Consider the following 17,148-nt stretch of genomic DNA (forward strand, 5'->3'; position numbering starts at 1 on the left):
GGTTTGGAGGTCACCGATCACGAGTTCGCCACCACCACCGTCGGCTACCGCAAAGCCGTGGCCTGGCCCGACGCCACCAGTTCCTGCGCGCCGAACTCGACGACCTCGACGCGCAACTCGACACCCACACCACGGCAAGGAATCCCGGGCTGCGCGCCATCCATGGCATCGGCCCAGCCCTGGCAGCAGTCCTGCTCATCACTGCCGGAGACAACCCCGACCGGCTGCGCAGCCCCGCTTCCTTCGCCGCGCTCTGCGGAACCAGCCCCATCCCCGTCTCATCCGGCAAGACCCAACGCCACCGCCTCTCCCGCGGCGGCGACCGGCAGGCCAACTGGGCCCTCCACCAAGCCATCAAGGTCCGCATGAGCCACGACCAACGCACCCGCGACTACCGCGACAAGCACCTCGACGCCGGCTGGACCCTCGCAGCCGTCTACCGTTCCCTCAAACGAGCACTCGCCCAAGAGGTCTACCGCGCCCTGACCGGCCACTGCGAGATCCCGAACTACACCGACCTACGACCCGCCCGCCAAGCCAAGAACATCACCCTCACCAACGCCGCCGAAGCCTGCGGCACCTGGCCCGCACGAATCTCCGAGATCGAACTCGGCAAGAGACGCAGCGACGACCTCGCCCACCGCTACCGAGAATGGCTCACAGCAGCTTGACACCAGATAGGAGCATCAGATCCTGATCGCGGAGGGTGCGCCTGGTCTCGGCCGGCAGGCCGATCAGGACGTCACAGCGTGCCGACCGCGTCCGACAGCATCTCGTCGGCGTCCTTCACGGCCGACTCGTTCCAGACCCGCGAGGCGCCGATGAGCTCCGAGGCCAACGCCAGGTCGTCCGAGGTGCGCCGCGCGACAACCGCCGACAGCTTCATGTCGGTCGAGCCGTTACCGTCGGAGAAGGTCATCGAGGCCGACTGGACGGCACCCTCGATCTTTGACGACTTCATGTCGACCGACTTGGCTGGCGACTTCTGGACGTTGCTGCCCTTCTTCGTCATGCCGTCGACGAGGGTCGAGACGTCGGTGCGGGCATCGCCACGGCTGCGGCCCGTCGACATCGCGACGATGACGCCGTCGTCGTTGCGCAGGATGACGGAATTTGACGTCGAGGTGACCTTCGTCCACCCCGGAGCGATGTTGAAGCTCACCCCGTTGCCGAGCGAGACCGATCCGCCGCTCGATCCCGTGGGACGGGGCGACGACGAGCTCGACGGACGCGACGACGAGCTCGGGCGCGGCGAGCTGCTGCTCGACGGTTCGTTCGAGGGGGCGGCCGTGGACGGCGGCAGGGTCGGCGGCGGGATGTCGCCGCCGACCTCGTCCTTGCCGCCGAGCATCATCACGCCGCCCGCGATCAGGGCCAGCACGAGGATCGCCCCGACCACGATGCCGATGATCTTGCCGGCACCGCCCCCGGACGGCTGGCCGCCCCACTGGGGCTGCGGCTGACCACCCCGCTGCTGCTGCGGCCCTCCGAACTGCTGCTGGGCTCCGAACTGCTGCTGCGGCTGGCCCCACGGCTGCTGGGGCTGCTGCGGGGCCTGCGGCTGCTGACCACCCCACTGCGGCAGGGCCTGCTGGGGCTGGCCCCAGCCCTGCTGCTGGGGGCCTCCCCACTGGGGCTGTTGGGGCGGCTGGTTCCAGCCACCCGGGTACTGGTTGCTCATCGCTGCTCCCCCTCGGCGTCCTGGCCCGAGCTCGGCAGCAGCGTCGTTCGGCCCTCCGGCTGGTCCTGGGCGGTCTGGGCCGGCCGCGGCAGGAGCGTGGTCATGTCCTTCGGATCCGCCGGCTGGGGCTCGAACGTCTGGGCCGGCTGGTCCTGCGGCGCGTACCTCTGGTCCTGCGGCGCCATCGGGGCCGCCGCCTGCTCACCCTGCTCGGCGCCGGACGCAGCGGCCATCGCGTGCTCGCGGCGGAGCGTCACGCTGCTGGGCTCACGCCCGTGCTTGCTGCGCGTACGCGCCGCGGTGCCGCACGCATTGCAGAAGGACGCGCCGACCAGCAGCGGCATCTCGCAGCCCGGGCAGAACTCGATGCGCCCGTCCCCCGCGCCGGCGTGGTCGCCGATGCCCTGACGTGCGTGCGACTCGAGAGCGGCCTCCATGAGCCCGTGGTGCAGGACGTTGCGCACACGGATGATGAGCACGCCGAGGATGGCGAGGGCCCACAGCACCTGCACCATCACGCGCAGCGTGGCATCGGGCACGGCGACGAGCAGCTGCATGCCCAGGGCGTACGCCGCGTTGGCGGCGATCGCCTCGCCGACGCCGCGCAGCCAACGACCGCTGAAGCCGTCGTAGCCCTCGCCGAGCCCGGAGAACTCGGCGCAGGCGATGCCGGTGGCCGTGCCCATGATGAGGGGCTTCACGAAGCCCTCGAGGAAGATCAGGGACGCCCACAGGCCGGGATCGTTCTCGCTGACGAAGCCGCCGGTGAACAGCGCCCAGTGACGCACCATCGTGTCGGCGGTCGCGAACGCGACCCCCGAGACGATGCCGAACGTCAGCCCGTCCATCAGGTCGTCGAACGCCGGGCGCGAGGCCAGCACGAGCGGACCGATCTGACGGATCGCCTCCCCCACCACTGGCACGAGCAGCACCGCGACGAGCAGCGGGGCGGGCGCGGGCGCCCACGAGCCGACGCCGTCGAGACCGCCCGTGGGCGTCATCGCCACCTGGGGCAGGAAGGCGCGCACCGCCCAGAGGAACAGTGCCCCGAGGGCAGCGGTGAGCACGAAGGCCAGGGCCGTCACCGCGACCGGCTCGTCCTCCCACAGGTTCACGTCGTACAGGTAGACGATGTAGACGATCGGGATGGCGAAGGCCGCGAGGAGCACCGCGATCGGCAGGGCGCCGAAGATGGCCGCCAGAAGCGCCGCCGTCAGGGAGATCATCAGCGCGAGCCGATAGGTCTGGGGGCGATCGGACGCCCCGCGGGGCATGATCGTCGACACCAGGGCGAACGACGCCACCGGTTCGTCGGGCTTCACGGCGAAGGTCTTGCGGCGGGCCAGGTCCGGGGAGCGCAGGTCGTTGCCACATCGCTGGCAGAAGTGCGCCACCTCCGGGGTCGAGGCCCCGCAGCGCGGGCAGTCCATGGGTCCTCCTCGGTCGGGTCTTCACCAAGGGTTCCCGAAGAAGGGCCCACTACGCCATCGCAGACGGGAAGGTTCCCGTTGCGATTCGGTAAATCCGTCAGTCCGCGGTGATCTCGGCCCACACGCGGTCGGCCTCGGCCAGCAGCGTCTCGAGGTCGCCGTCGTTGTCGATCACGCGTGTGGCCGCGGCGAGACGCTCCTCGCGGTTGGCCTGCGCGCGCAGCCTGGCGTACGCCTCGTCCGCGGTGAATCCGTCCCGCGTACGCATGCGCGCGACCTGCGTCTTCGGCGGCACGTCGACCACCACGACCTCATCGAAGTCGCCGGCCCGACCGGTCTCGACCAGGAGCGGGATGACGTGGACCACCACCGCACCCGGATCGGCTGCCCGCTCGAGCTCGGCCGAACGCGTACGCACCGCCGGGTGGACTATCGCGTTCAACGCGTTGCGGGCCTCGTCGTCGCCGAACACCAGCCGGCCCAGCGCTGGCCGGTCGAGGCCTCCGTCGCCGTCGACCACCCCGTCACCGAAGCGGGCGCGGATCGCCTGCAGCGCCGGCGTCCCCGGCTCGACGACCTCCCTGGCCAGCACGTCGGCGTCGATGATCACCGCCCCGTGCTCGGCCCATCGTCGGGCCACGGTCGTCTTGCCCGAGGCGATGCCCCCGGTGAGTCCCACGCGTCGTCGCATGGGTCCATCCAAGCAAGAGTCCGGGTACGCAGCGACCCCCGCGCTCCGGGGAGCGAGGGGGTCGTCGCGTGGTCAGCGGTTGTGGATCAGCTCGCGCCGCCGGTCAGCTTGTCACGGAGCGCCTGCAGCGCCTCGTCTGAGGCGAGCGAGCCCTCGACGGCGTCCGACGCGGTGTCGTCGTCGCCACCCGAGGAGTAGGAAGTCCCGGCCGAGACCTCGGCCTGGGCATCGGCGTGCTCGGCCTGCTCGACCTGCTTCTTGTGTGCCTCCCAGCGGGCGTGGGCCTCGGCGTACTGCTGCTCCCAGGCCAGACGCTGCTCCTCGTAGCCTTCCTTCCACTCCTGTGTCTCCGGATCGAAGCCCTCGGGGTAGAGGTAGTTGCCCTGGTCGTCGTAGGACGCGGCCATGCCGTACAGCGTGGGGTCGAAGTCATCAGCGGCGACGTCGACACCCTCGTTGGCCTGCTTGAGCGACAGCGAGATGCGGCGACGCTCGAGGTCGATGTCGATGATCTTGACCATGACGTCGTCGTTGACCGTGACGACCTGCTCGGGGATCTCGACGTGACGCTCGGCGAGCTCGGAGACGTGGACCAGGCCCTCGATGCCCTCCTCGACGCGGACGAAAGCGCCGAACGGGACGAGCTTGGTGACCTTGCCCGGGACGATCTGACCGATCGCGTGGAGGCGGGCGAACGCCTGCCACGGATCTTCCTGGGTCGCCTTCAGCGACAGCGAGACGCGCTCGCGGTCCATGTCGACGTCGAGGATCTCGACGGTGACCTCGTCACCGACGGCGACGACCTCGGACGGGTGGTCGATGTGCTTCCAGGACAGTTCGGAGACGTGCACGAGGCCGTCCACGCCGCCCAGGTCGACGAACGCACCGAAGTTGACGATCGACGAGACGACGCCCTTGCGGATCTGGCCCTTCTGGAGCTGGGTGAGGAAGTTCTGGCGGACTTCCGACTGGGTCTGCTCGAGCCACGCACGCCGGGACAGGACCACGTTGTTGCGGTTCTTGTCGAGCTCGATGATCTTGGCCTCGAGCTCCATGCCCACGTAGGGCTGGAGGTCGCGGACACGACGCATCTCGACAAGCGACGCCGGGAGGAAGCCGCGGAGGCCGATGTCGATGATCAGGCCGCCCTTGACGACCTCGATGACGTGGCCGGTGACGACGCCGTCCTCTTCCTTGACCTTCTCGATCGTGCCCCAGGCGCGCTCGTACTGAGCACGCTTCTTGGACAAGATGAGGCGCCCTTCCTTGTCCTCCTTCTGCTGGACCAGAGCCTCGATCTCATCACCGACGGACACGACCTCGAAGGGGTCGACGTCGTGCTTGATCGAAAGCTCCTTGGAAGGGATGACACCTTCGGTCTTGTAACCGATGTCGAGGAGGACCTCGTCACGGTCGACCTTCACGACGGTGCCGGTGACCAGGTCGCCGTCGTTGAAGTACTTGATGGTCTTGTCGATGGCCTCGAGGAAGGCTTCGGGCGAACCGAGGTCGTCGACTGCAACCTGCGGGGTGGCCTCAAGGGAGGACGTCATGTAGTAGGGCTCCGATGGATGGATATGGTCTCTGCACGCAGCGACCCTGACGAACTCGAGATGGTGATCCGACCCCGCCCACGGCTCCTGCTCCGTCCGAGGAGCACGCAGGCCACAGCGCTGGTCAAGACTAGCCGCGCGGCGGGGCGAGGGTCAACCGGGATCGTGCACGCAAGGGTTCACCTCCCGTTCACGCGAACCATGTGACGCAGCCCACCATGGATTCACTATCCTCAGGCTCCATGAGCACGATTTCCCAGTCGCTCGACGCGCTCTCCGAGGCCGTCCGCACAGCGACTGAGCCCCAGAAGGTTCCACCCACCCGCCCCGACGTCACCGTCACGGGTGCATCCCCCACCCCCGGCGTCTCCGTACGCATCACGCGTGGCCGCGTCTCGGCCGTCGACCTCCGCGACTCCGTCCTCGACCGGGACCCCGCCGACATCGGCGGGTTGGTCGCAGAGGCGGTCAATGCGGCACTGGACGCGTACGACGCCGCCGTCGTCGCCCACCTCAAGGCGCAGGAGCAGACCGACACCAACAAGCTGGCCCGCGAGCTCGAGCAGATCGGCACCCAGGCCCAGCGCACCCTCGACGAATACCTGTGGACCATGCAGAACATGCTCCGCCGTGCCTCCGACGAGGCGAACGGATGAGCCCCGCCGACACCCATGTGGCCGATGACGTCACCGATGTCGAGGCCTACCGACGCGGCGCGCAGGACACCGGCGCCGCCGCCGGGACCCTGACCGAGCAGGTCGAGGACTTCCTGGCACACTGCTCCGACCCCGGCGTGCTCGGGACCAACGACCTGGTCGGCCGGTGCGCCAATCCGATGTACGCGGTGGCCATCACCTGGGTGGGCAAGTGCCTGCGCGAGCTGGCCGGCGCGTACGACGACCACGCCCAGGCGCTCCGGCAGACCGCAGAGCAACACGCCGAGACGGAGGCCCGCAACACCGCCACCGCCCGCCGCATCGACACCTCCGGCGGGCCCGGGGAGGTGGGCGAGTTCGAGGCGCCCCAGGTGTCCCGCACCACGGCCCCCGACCCCCAGATCACCGACCGGCCCGGCCCGGGCGAGGCTCCCGACGAGCTGCCCGATCCCTTCGCCGACGACAACGCCGCGGACGGCTACGACGAGGCAGACGGAACCGACGGATTTGACGGGACCGACGAGACCAGCTCGATCGACGGGACGGACGACCCGTCGGCCACGAAGGACACCGACGCCTCCGTCGACCCCGGCACCGGGGCCGCGGGCATGGATGCCGCACCGATGACCGGCCCGCCCCCCACCGGACCGCTCTCCACCGGCCCCGGCTCCACCGCGCCGACCGCAGCACCAGCCGGCGCGACGCCCACCCCCCTCAACGGGGCGCTGCGTACGTTGAGCCTCGGCGCCCCCACGTGGGCGACACCGGCGACGGAGACGGGCTCGGCCGCGGGCCCGATGGGCATGCCGATGTCCGGAGCCGGCCGCGACGACCGCCGTGCCGCCGGCACGGTCGTGGTCAAGGAGGCGGCGGACGAGGACACCGACGAGGAGCAGGAGAAGTCGGTGTGGGCCGGGCTCGCCCCCGCCGCGAAGGAGGACGACCGATGAGCATCATGCTTCCCGACGCCCTGGTGACGTTGCTGAACCAGCTGAACATCAAGTGGCCCGAGGGCGACGAAGGCAAGGTCTTCGAATACGCCAGACGCTGGCAGCAGATGGGTGAGCAGGTGCGCGACGTGAGCAACGAAGCCGATGCGAGCGCGCGCCGCGTCTTGGAGGCCAACTCCGGCGAGAGCGCGGAGGCCTACCGCAAGAACGTCGTCGCGCTCGACGGCCCCTCCCGGACCGCCTCGCGCACGGCGACGGGCCTGCAGATCGGCGGCGGCGTCCTCGTCGTCGCGGCGGCGGCCATTTTGGCCCTCAAGGTCTACGCGATCATCCAGCTCGTCATCGAACTGGTGAAGGAGATCCAGGCGTACGCGGCGGCCGCGGCCACCTTCGGGGCATCCCTCGCACAGATCCCCATCTGGCGGGCCCTGACGAAGGCGGCCATCGAGGCCTTCATCGCCAAGACCATCAGCACCGTGGAGGGCAACGAGTGACCACGCAGCAGGGCAACCCCATGTACGGCCTGTTCGGCAAGCGCATCCAGGGTCTGGTCGCGCCGCCGCGGCGCCTGAGGCCAGACCGACCGGCGCCGACAAATTCGGAGCGTCCATCTTCCGATCACCCACGCGTCTCCTGACGGTGGTTGGTCTCGTCGATCCTCCTCCGGGTCGACAAGACCCACCACAGAAAAGGGCACGTACGCACCGTCTGTGCACGGCGGGATTGGCCGTCGCCGCCGCTGCCCGGTGCGCGTGGGCTGGATGGCATCCACCACGGCGATCCCCACCCCGACCGGGGCGGCCCTCGCCGTCCCAGCCCGCTCAGGCCTGCGGGATCTCCACTCGCAGCCAGCCGTCGGGGATGCCGAAGCCCTCGACGAGGTCGAGCGCGTGCGGTCGCAGGTCGGCGCACAGCTGGTTGACCAGCGTGATCAGACGCTTGGAGCGGTCGGGGCTGAGACGGTCGTGCTCCATGTACCAGGCGCGGTGCTTCTCGATGGTCGACAGCGCGTACAGGTCACACAGGCGGCCGAGCATCTCCTTGGCCTCCGGGTCCCCGCACCGCTCGATGCCCTCGACGAACGACTCGAGGACGACGCGCTCGACATGGGCGGTGGCAGTGTCGACGAGGTGGTCCTGGGCGCCGTTGAAGACGGCGAACGCGTCGGACTTCTGGTCACCGGCGCGGCGCATCCGACGGACGAGCGTCTCGAGGAGGTGGGTCTCACGCTCGGTGATGAGGCGGACCTGCTCGGAGCGGTCGGTGAGGGCGTGCTCCGACTGCCAGGTGTCGCGCAGACGCTGGACGAGCCCGCGCGCCGACGTGACCTCGACCACGGTCTCGGCGACCATGCGTGAGCCGAAGCGCACCATTTCGACGGGGTCCATCGAGCCGAACGCCCGCTGGAAGTTCGTCAGCAGCGACTTGGCCACGAGCTGGAGCAGGACCGTGTTGTCGCCCTCGAACGTGGTGAACACGTCGGTGTCGGCCTTCAGCGCGACGATGCGGTTCGCCGACAGGTAGCCCGCGCCGCCGCAAGCCTCGCGACACATCTGGATCGTGTCGGTCGCCCAGCGCGTCGTGTAGGCCTTCAGCCCCGCGGCGAGCGTCTCGAGCTGACGCTGGGCGTCCTCGCCGGCCGCCGGGTGGTCGTCCTCTCGCGGCGGTGCGGCCGGGTCGTCGACCTCGCTCTGGCGCGTCTGCACGTCGTGCATGTCGGAGACCAGGTCGTTCTGGGCGAACATCAGCGCGTACGCTGTGGCGATCTCGGGCATCAGCTTGCGCTGGTGGGTCCGATAGTCGAGCAGGGTCACCTCGGTGTCGGTGCCCGGTGCGTCGAACTGGGTACGGGTCAGCGCGTACTTCGTCGTGATCTCGAGCGCGGACCGGGTGGCGGCGCCGGCACCGGCGGCGACGGAGACACGGCCGCGGACGAGCGTGCCGAGCATGGTGAAGAAGCGGCGGGAACGCGACTCGATGGGCGAGTGGTAGGTGCCGTCCACGTCGAGGTCGCCGTAGCGGCCGAGCAGGTTCTCGCGCGGGACGCGCACCTGGTCGAACATGATGCGGCCGTTGTCGACACCGAGCAGGCCGCCCTTGGAGCCGCAGTCGGACAACGTGACGCCGGGCAGCGCCTCACCGGAGTCGTCACGGATGGGCACGAGCACGCAGTGGACGCCGTGGTGCTCACCCTCCCCCCCGTCGGCCCCGGGCACGACCAGCTGGGCGAACACGGCGGCCATGCGGGCCGAGGCACCGGCACCGCCGATGTAGTCCTTGCGTGCCGACGGGGTCGGCGAGTGGACGACGATCTCGTCGGTCTCGCGGTCGTAGGTCGCGGTCGTCTGGAGCGACTGGACGTCGGAACCGTGACCCGTCTCGGTCATGGCGAAGCAGCCCGGCAGCGACGCGTCGATGATCGACGGCACGAGGTGGGCGTGGCGCTCGAGGCCGAGGTTGGCGACGGCTCCGCCGAACAGGCCCCAGTGGACGCCGGCCTTGACCATGAGCGACAGGTCACCGTGGCCGAGCATCTCGAAGCCGGTCACCGACGCACCGACGTCACCGGTGCCGCCGAGTCGAGTCGGGAAACCGTCGGCGGCCAGACCGGTGGAGGCGATCCAGTCGATGCCCTCGTCGACCCAGGCGCGGTGCTCGGCCAACGACAGCTGCTCACGGGGCGTTGCGGGTGCCTCGTCGCCGAGCTCGCGGAGCCGCTCGCGGGTGGCGGCCCAGCGACCACCCGTGGCGGCGATGAGGGCGTCGGCGAGTGGCGTGTTGGGCAGCGACGTGCGGGGCAGTTGGGTCTCGGTCATCGGAGTTCCTTTCACTTCGTCGTGCGGCGGCTCTGCAGGATCGGGATCTTCAGGGTGGTGTCGGGGTCAGGTGCGGGCGGCGCCGGCGAGGCCGCCCCAGGCCAGCTCCGTGAGCTGTTCGATGAGGCGCGGGCGGGTGGTGGAGGCGGGGTGGGCCATCCACTGGTTGGCGCAGGCGTGGACCGAGCCGACGACGGCGGTCGCCCAGGTGGGCGCGCGGGCGGCACCGATCACGGGTTCGAGCCGTTCGGCGAGCACCTCGGCGACGCGACCGGTGATGCCGAAGACCTCGGCGTCCGCGACCGGCCCCTCGACCAGCGGCGGCCTCAGGACGAACCGGTAGACCTCGGGGTCAGCCTCGACCAGCGAGAGGTATGCGTCGGTGACGGCGGCGATGAGGGCGCGCGTGTCGTCGTGCTCGTCCAGCGCGGCACGGATCTGGCGGGTGATGCGCCGCTCGACCTTCGCCGCGACGGCGCGGTAGAGGCCGGCGCGGTCGCCGAAGTGGCGATAGACCACGGTCTTCGACGTCTGGGCCTCGGCGGCGATCTCGTCCATGCCGACGCCCGCACCGTGGGCCCGGATGGCGCGCAGGGCGGAGTCAGCGAGCTCCTTGCGCCGCGCCTCGTTGTGCTCGGCCCAGCGCAGGGCACGTCCGTCGGCGCGGGGCCCCTCTGCGGTGGTGTCGGCGTCGACCATGACAGCCAATTTATCAGGTACGCAGGGTTCCGGCTACTGCCCGTATCAGATACATTGGTCCCGGATCGGTGCACAGGAGCACCGGCGACCTCGACCCAGGGAGCACTCTGATGACGAACCGCGTGGCCATCCTCGGTGGCAACCGCATCCCGTTCGCCCGTTCGAACGGCAAGTACGCGAAAGCGTCCAACCAGGACATGATGACCGCGGCACTCGACGGCCTGGTCGCCCGCTTCGGCCTCGGTGGCGAGCGCCTCGGCGAGGTCGTCGGCGGCGCTGTGATGAAGCACAGCCGCGACTTCAACCTCGTGCGCGAGTCGGTGCTCGGCACCGCACTCGACCCCCATACCCCCGCCTGCGACCTCCAACAGGCATGCGCGACCGGCCTCCAGTCGGCCAACTACGTCGCCAACAAGATCAAGGTCGGTCAGATCGAATCGGGTATCGCCGGCGGCACCGACACCGCCTCCGACGCCCCGATCGCCGTCAGCGAGGGCCTGCGCCAGGTCCTGCTGGAGCTCAGCCGGGCCAAGACGCCGCGCGACCGCGCGATGGCCCTGCTGAAGCTGCGCCCGAAGGACATCGCCCCGCTGGTCCCCCAGACCTCGGAGCCCCGCACGGGCCTGTCGATGGGCGAGCACATGGCGATCACCGCCAAGCAGTGGGGCATCAGCCGCGAGGAGCAGGACGAGATCGCGATGAACTCCCACAACAACCTCGCCGCCGCCTGGGAGCGCGGGTTCTTCGACGACCTCGTCACGCCTTACCTCGGCCTGACGACCGACGGCAACATGCGCCCCGGCTCCTCGATGGAGAAGCTCGGCAAGCTCAAGCCCGTCTTCGGCAAGGGCGAGGACGCCACCATGACCGCCGGCAACTCCACGCCGCTGACCGACGGCGCGTCCGCCGTGCTGATGTCGAGCGAGAAGTGGGCCTCCGACCACAACATCGAGCCGTTGGCCTGGTTCGTCGACGCCGAGACCGCCGCGGTCGACTTCGTCCACGGCGCCGAGGGCCTGCTCATGGCCCCGACGTACGCCGCCGCGCGCCTGCTCGAGCGCAACGGCCTCACCCTGCAGGACTTCGACTTCTACGAGATCCACGAGGCCTTCGCGTCGACCGTGGCCTGCACGCTGAAGGCCTGGGAGTCCGAGGAGTTCTGCCGCGAGAAGCTCGGCCTGCCGGGCGCACTCGGCCCGATCGACCGTTCGAAGCTCAACGTGAACGGCTCCTCGCTCGCCGCCGGCCACCCGTTCGCGGCGACCGGCGGCCGCATCGTCGCCTCGCTGGCGAAGATGCTGAAGGAGAAGGGCTCGGGCCGCGGCCTGATCTCGATCTGCGCCGCCGGCGGCCAGGGCGTCGTCGCGATCGTGGAGGCGTGATCATGGCGACCGATCCGTACACCCAGTTCGTGTCCGAGGGCTTCGGCAAGAAGCTCGCCACGCAGCTCGGGCTGCCCTCCCCCGTCGAGCTGCGCCGCCATACCCCCGGCGCGCCGCTGTGCGACGGCCCGGTGCTCGTCGCCGGGTCGGGCCACCACGTCGAGGGCATCGCCTCGATGGTCCGCGGCCACGGCGTCGAGGTCGTCGCGACTGCTGACGAGGCCGGCGACAGGCGCCTCGGCGCGGTCGTGCTCGACATGTCGGCGCTGCGTGACCCGGCCCAGCTCGAGGAGCTTCGCGCCCTCGGCGCGCCGGCGGTCAAGAAGCTCGGCCGCAACGGTCGGGTCGTGCTGGTCGGCACCGATCCCGACCTGCTGACCGCGCCAGCCGAGGTCGCCACCCAGCGCGCGCTCGACGGCATCGTCCGCTCGATCGCCAAGGAGCTCCGCGCCGGCGCCACGGGCAACCTCGTCTACGGCCCCCTTGACGGCGGCACCGACTCGGTCGTCCACGCCGTGGAGTGGTTCTGCTCGGGTCACTCGGCGTTCGTGGACGGCCAGAACGTTCGCATCGACGAGAACCCGTCGCCGGCCGCGACGGGCGATCCCGAGAAGCCGCTCGCCGGCAAGGTGGCAGTCGTGACCGGTGCCGCCCGCGGCATCGGCCGTGCCATCGTCGAGGTGCTGGCCCGGGACGGTGCGACGGTCGTCGGCCTCGACATCCCCGCCGCGGGTGACGCGCTGGCCAAGGTCGTCAACGGGGTCAACGGCTCGGCCCTCATGGTCGACGTGACCGCCCCCGACGCGGGGGCGAGGATCCTCGCCCACGCGCGCCGCCGTCACGGTGGGCTCGACATCGTCGTCCACAACGCGGGCATCACCCGCGACAAGCTGTTCGTCAACACCGATGAGCAGCGCTGGGGCTCGGTCATTGACGTCAACCTGCGCTCGATCCTGCAGATGAACGAGACGTTCCTCGGCCCCGACGGCCTCGGCGAGGGTGGCCGCGTGGTCTGCCTTTCGTCGCAGTCGGGTTTCGCGGGCAACCGCGGACAGGCGAACTACTCGGCGACGAAGGCAGGAATCATCGGCATGGTCGACGCACTCGCCGACGAGGTCGCCGACCGCGGCATCACCGTCAACGCGGTGGCGCCCGGCCTGATCGAGACCGAGATGACCGGCAAGATGCCGTTCGCCACCCGTGAGGCAGCCCGCCGCCTGAGCTCGCTGCAGCAGGGTGGTCAGCCCGTCGACGTCGCCGAACTCATCGCGTTCCTGGCGCGCCCGACCTCCGCCGCGATCACGGGCCAGACGATCCGCGTCTGCGGCCAGAACATGATCGGCGCGTGAGCCGATGACCGACACCGCGAAGTCGCCGGAATTCCAGACGCCGAGCCTCGCCCGCGAGTTCGGCCGTGCGGTCCTCACCTCGCGCGGCCGGGCGGGCGGGAAGGGCACGCTGCCCGACACCCATGTCACCCAGTCGAAGGTGCGCGTCGACACCGACCACCTGGCGCGCTACCAGCGCCTGTGCGGTTATCCCCTGTCGCACACGCTGCCGCACACCTACCCCCACCTGCTGGGGTTCCCGCTGCAGGCGAAGCTGATGGCAGCCCGGGCGTTCCCCCTGCCACTGGCGGGTCTGGTCCACGTCCGCAACGAGACGACGCTCCACGCGACGATGACCGCCGATGAGCGCTTCGACGTGGAGGTGTGGGCCGAACGGCTCGTGCCGCACACCAAGGGCACGACGGTCGACCTGTGCGCCCGCGTGACGCTCGGGGGCCAGCCCCAGTGGGAGTCGCGCTCGACCTACCTCCACCGCGGCAAGCCAGCCGGTGACGCGGCACCCGAGGTGGAGGCGCCCGCCGTCCCGACCGGCCACCCGTCGGCGCAGTGGCGCCTGCCCGGGGACCTGGGGCGGGCGTACGCGGCGGTCTCGGGCGACATCAACCCGATCCACCTCCACCCGTGGACGGCGAAGGCGATGGGCTTCCCGACCGCGATCGCGCACGGCATGTGGACGTATGCCCGAACGCTCGCCGCGCTCGGCCCGGCCGTCAACGAGCCGTGCACGTCGCGGGTGTGGTTCCGCAAGCCGGTGCTGCTGCCGGGCAAGGTCGCGCTGGTGGTCGACAAGGGGGCGAAGCCCGGTGTGACCACCGCCGCGCTCGTCTCGCCGAAGGACCCGTCGAAGGTCCACCTGGTGCTCGATCTGACGACCGCCTGACGAGCTTGACCACCGGACACCCGCCCAGCCTGCTGGGCGGGTGTTCTGTCATGTGGAACCCACCGCAGTTGGTCGACAAGGTCCACAGCGCGCGAGCGCGCCGAGTCCGGCGAGGTGGCGGAGGCACGCGCCGCCACAGTGTCGTGGGGCCGACTCGGCGAGCTCCACGGGCTGACCAAGCAGGGAGCCCAGCAGCGCTTCACGTCGCGCACCGCCAGGACGGCCGTTCCCGCGACCGAGGACGCCTGACCCACCGGTCGCCCTGTGACCGGCCGCTCTGTGTAGCAGTCACTCAGTGAGCGGCGTCGTGCCAGCTGTGGCCCACACCGACGGAGACGTCGAGCGGCACCATGAGGTCGACGGCATGGCCCATCTTGTCGCGCACCAGCGCCTCCAGCGCCTCGCGCTCCCCCGCCGCCACCTCGAACACGAGCTCGTCGTGCACCTGGAGCAGCATGCGCGAGCGCAGCCCCCCCTCGGCCAGCGCCGACTCGACGTCGAGCATGGCGACCTTGATGATGTCGGCCGCCGAGCCCTGGATGGGTGCGTTCAGCGCCATGCGCTCGGCCATCTCCCGGCGCTGACGGTTCGACGACATCAGGTCAGGCAGGTAGCGGCGACGACCGAGGATCGTCTCGGTGTATTCGGTGCGCCGCGCCTCCTTCACGATGCCCTGCAGATAGTCGCGCACGCCGCCGAACGACTCGAAGTAGTCGTCCATCAGCACCTTGGCCTCGGAGGTTTCGATGCCCAGCTGGTTGGACAGGCCGAACGCCGACAGACCGTACGCCAGCCCGTAGTTCATGGCCTTGATCTTGGCGCGCATCGCCTGGTCGACGTCGCCGGGTTCTACCTCGAAGACCTTGGCCGCGGTGACGGTGTGGAAGTCGATGCCCGAGCGGAACGACTCGATGAGCGCCTCGTCGGCCGAGACGTGGGCCATGATCCGCATCTCGATCTGGGAGTAGTCGGCCGTCATGATCGACTCGAACCCCGAGCCCGCGACGAAGGCCTCGCGGATGCGGCGACCCTCCTCGGTGCGGATCGGGATGTTCTGGAGGTTCGGCTCGGTCGAGCTCAGGCGGCCGGTCGCCGCGATCGTCTGGAGATAGGTCGTGTGGAGGCGGCCGTCGTCCTGGACGGCGGCCAGCAACCCGTCGACGGTCTGGCGCAGGCGGATCGAGTCGCGATGGGCCAGGAGGTGTTCGAGGAACGGGTGGCCGGTCTTCGCGTACAGCCCCTGCAGCGCGTCGGCGTCGGTCGTGTAGCCGGACTTCGTCCTGCGCGTCTTGGGCATCTCCAGCTCGTCGAACAGCACGACCTGAAGCTGTTTGGGTGAGCCGAGGTTGATCTGCTTGCCGAGCACCGCGTACGCCGCGTCGGCCGCCGCCTGGACCTTCGTGTCGAACTCGTCGCGCAGCCTGTCGAGAACGTCGGTGTCGACGGCGATGCCGGAGGCCTCCATGCGGGCCAGCGTGCGCTGCAGGGGCAGCTCGATGTCGGACAGCAGGTGGAGCTGGTGGCGGTGGATGAGCTCGGCGTCGAGCGCCTCGGCGAGGTCGGTGACGGCGCGGGCGCGCACCATGGCGGCCTCGTCGGCGGTCGGACCGGCCGCGGGGTCGTCGAACAGGGCGAGCTGGTCGTCGCCGTCGCCCTCGGCGCCGGACTCCTCGACGCGCAGCTCACGCTTGAGGTGGCGGATCGCCAGGTCACCGAGGTCGAACGTGCGCTGGTCGGGGCGCAGGATATAGGCGGCCAGCTGGGTGTCGCAGTCGAGGCCGCGCAGGTCCCACCCACGTGACCAGGCGGCGAGCAGCGGACCCTTCGCGTCGTGGAGCGCCTTGAGCGCCTCGGGGTCGGCGAGCCAGTCGGCGAGGATCTTCTCGTCGGCCGGCTCGAGGTCGGCGACGTTGATCCAGGCCGCGGAGCCGTCGGACGACGCCAGGGCCAGACCGGTGACGTCTCCTGCGCCGGACGACCAGTGGCCGACCACGTCGAGGCCAGTGCGCTTGTCGCCAGTGGTGTGGTCAGCCAGCCACGACTCGAGCTCGCCCGCGCCGAGCACGGCACCTTCGACCTGGAACCCGCCCTCGGGCTCGGTCTCCTCGGGCGGGAGGGTCTCGAGCAGGCGGTCGCGGAGCACGCGGAACTCGAGCGCGTCGAACAGCTCGTGGGTCTTCTCGCGGTCCCACGGGACACGCGTCAGGTCGCTGATCGATACCGGCAGTTCGAGGTTGCGCACCAGCGCGTTGACCTCGCGGTTGAGACGCACCTGGTCGAGGTGGTTGCGCAGGTTCTGTCCGGCAACGCCCTTCACCCCGTCGGCGTTGTCGAGGAGGTTCTCGAGGCCGTCGTATTCCGTCAGCCACTTGGCGGCGGTCTTGGGGCCCCACTTGGGGACACCGGGCAGGTTGTCGGAGGTCTCCCCGACGAGCGCGGCCAGCTCGGGGTAGCGCGCGGGCGGCACGAGGTATTTCTCCTCGACCGCCGTGGGCGTCATGCGGGCCAGGTCGGAGACGCCCTTGCGGGGGTAGAGCACCGTCACCTGGTCGGTGACCAGCTGCATGGCGTCGCGATCGCCGGTGCAGATCAGCACGTCGATGTCCTGCTGGGGGGCCTGGGTCGCCAGCGTGGCGATGACGTCGTCGGCTTCCCACCCGTCGAGCTCGACGTGCTGGATGTTCAGCGCGTCCAGCACCTCCTTGATGAGCTGGACCTGGCCCTTGAACTCGTCGGGCGACGCCGAACGGTTGGCCTTGTAGTCGGCGTACTTCTCGGTGCGGAACGTCTGACGAGACACGTCGAACGCGACGCCGACATGGGTCGGCTGCTCGTCGCGCAGGACGTTGATCAGCATCGAGGTGAACCCGAACACCGCATTGGTGTGCTGGCCCGTCCGCGTCGTGAAGTTCTCCACGGGCAGCGCGAAGAACGCACGGTAGGCCACGGAGTGTCCGTCGATCAGGAGCAGTCGCGGGCGCTGCTCGGTCTCGGGCACGGCAGGGGTCGTCGTCGGTTTCGCCACGAAGCCACCCTATCGACCACCTCTGACAGGCCCGCT

General features: G+C 70.1%; 15 protein-coding genes. 8 read left to right on the forward strand and 7 right to left on the reverse strand.

Going from position 1 to position 17,148, the window contains the following annotated elements; genetic code table 11:
• The coding region (locus ACYVGD_RS07265) for a transposase (protein ID WP_460742499.1) at positions 1-671 on the forward strand (671 nt) is incomplete at its 5' end.
• 71 nt (positions 672-742) lie between these two features.
• On the opposite strand, the gene ACYVGD_RS07270 is transcribed toward ACYVGD_RS07265, so the two are convergent.
• The 4 genes from ACYVGD_RS07270 to rpsA form a co-directional block, all read right to left on the reverse strand.
• A complete protein-coding gene (locus tag ACYVGD_RS07270; protein WP_460742501.1) occupies positions 743-1,681 on the reverse strand; it encodes a hypothetical protein in 939 nt (312 codons plus the stop codon).
• Positions 1,678-3,111 carry a PrsW family glutamic-type intramembrane protease gene (locus ACYVGD_RS07275; protein ID WP_460742503.1) on the reverse strand — a complete coding sequence of 478 codons (1,434 nt, stop codon included), beginning with the start codon at positions 3,109-3,111 and terminating at the stop codon, positions 1,678-1,680. The genes ACYVGD_RS07270 and ACYVGD_RS07275 overlap by 4 nt, the downstream gene beginning before the upstream one ends.
• A gap of 97 nt (positions 3,112-3,208) precedes the next feature.
• The gene (gene coaE / locus ACYVGD_RS07280; RefSeq protein WP_460742505.1) at positions 3,209-3,802 is read right to left on the reverse strand and encodes a dephospho-CoA kinase; all 594 of its coding nucleotides are present in this window, start codon (positions 3,800-3,802) and stop codon (positions 3,209-3,211) included.
• A gap of 86 nt (positions 3,803-3,888) precedes the next feature.
• Positions 3,889-5,355 carry a 30S ribosomal protein S1 gene (gene rpsA, locus ACYVGD_RS07285; RefSeq protein WP_460742507.1) on the reverse strand — a complete coding sequence of 489 codons (1,467 nt, stop codon included), beginning with the start codon at positions 5,353-5,355 and terminating at the stop codon, positions 3,889-3,891.
• 242 nt (positions 5,356-5,597) lie between these two features.
• Here rpsA and ACYVGD_RS07290 point away from each other — a divergent pair, with 242 nt between their 5' ends.
• Genes ACYVGD_RS07290 through ACYVGD_RS07300 form a run of 3 tightly spaced genes read left to right on the forward strand, consistent with a single transcriptional unit; the run spans position 5,598 to position 7,455 of the window.
• Positions 5,598-6,011, forward strand: a complete 414-nt coding sequence (locus tag ACYVGD_RS07290) for a hypothetical protein (RefSeq protein ID WP_460742509.1) — start codon at positions 5,598-5,600, stop codon at positions 6,009-6,011.
• A complete protein-coding gene (locus ACYVGD_RS07295; RefSeq protein ID WP_460742511.1) occupies positions 6,008-6,961 on the forward strand; it encodes a hypothetical protein in 954 nt (317 codons plus the stop codon). The genes ACYVGD_RS07290 and ACYVGD_RS07295 overlap by 4 nt, the downstream gene beginning before the upstream one ends.
• Positions 6,958-7,455: a WXG100-like domain-containing protein gene (locus tag ACYVGD_RS07300; RefSeq protein ID WP_460742513.1), complete on the forward strand. Its 498-nt coding sequence runs from the start codon at positions 6,958-6,960 to the stop codon at positions 7,453-7,455. The genes ACYVGD_RS07295 and ACYVGD_RS07300 overlap by 4 nt, the downstream gene beginning before the upstream one ends.
• Before the next feature lie 327 nt (positions 7,456-7,782).
• Here the strand turns inward: ACYVGD_RS07300 and ACYVGD_RS07305 are convergent, their stop codons facing one another.
• Together ACYVGD_RS07305 and ACYVGD_RS07310 are read right to left on the reverse strand one after the other, a co-directional pair.
• Positions 7,783-9,777 carry an acyl-CoA dehydrogenase family protein gene (locus ACYVGD_RS07305; protein ID WP_460742515.1) on the reverse strand — a complete coding sequence of 665 codons (1,995 nt, stop codon included), beginning with the start codon at positions 9,775-9,777 and terminating at the stop codon, positions 7,783-7,785.
• A gap of 66 nt (positions 9,778-9,843) precedes the next feature.
• Complete coding sequence (locus tag ACYVGD_RS07310; protein WP_460742517.1) at positions 9,844-10,476, reverse strand: TetR family transcriptional regulator; 633 nt, start codon at positions 10,474-10,476, stop codon at positions 9,844-9,846.
• A gap of 110 nt (positions 10,477-10,586) precedes the next feature.
• On the opposite strand from ACYVGD_RS07310, the gene ACYVGD_RS07315 reads away from it, so the two are divergent.
• From ACYVGD_RS07315 to ACYVGD_RS07330, 4 genes are all read left to right on the forward strand, one after another.
• Complete coding sequence (locus tag ACYVGD_RS07315) at positions 10,587-11,858, forward strand: acetyl-CoA C-acetyltransferase (protein ID WP_460742519.1); 1,272 nt, start codon at positions 10,587-10,589, stop codon at positions 11,856-11,858.
• Positions 11,859-11,860: 2 nt separating this feature from the next.
• A complete protein-coding gene (locus ACYVGD_RS07320; protein ID WP_460742521.1) occupies positions 11,861-13,207 on the forward strand; it encodes a 3-oxoacyl-ACP reductase in 1,347 nt (448 codons plus the stop codon).
• Between the two features lie 4 nt (positions 13,208-13,211).
• Positions 13,212-14,087 carry a MaoC/PaaZ C-terminal domain-containing protein gene (locus ACYVGD_RS07325; protein ID WP_460742523.1) on the forward strand — a complete coding sequence of 292 codons (876 nt, stop codon included), beginning with the start codon at positions 13,212-13,214 and terminating at the stop codon, positions 14,085-14,087.
• 114 nt (positions 14,088-14,201) lie between these two features.
• Positions 14,202-14,336, forward strand: a complete 135-nt coding sequence (locus tag ACYVGD_RS07330; RefSeq protein WP_460742525.1) for a hypothetical protein — start codon at positions 14,202-14,204, stop codon at positions 14,334-14,336.
• 43 nt (positions 14,337-14,379) lie between these two features.
• On the opposite strand, the gene polA is transcribed toward ACYVGD_RS07330, so the two are convergent.
• Positions 14,380-17,112, reverse strand: a complete 2,733-nt coding sequence (gene polA, locus ACYVGD_RS07335) for a DNA polymerase I (RefSeq protein WP_460742527.1) — start codon at positions 17,110-17,112, stop codon at positions 14,380-14,382.
• Between the last annotated feature and the right edge of the window lie 36 nt (positions 17,113-17,148).

Source organism: Mariniluteicoccus endophyticus, from assembly GCF_054780035.1.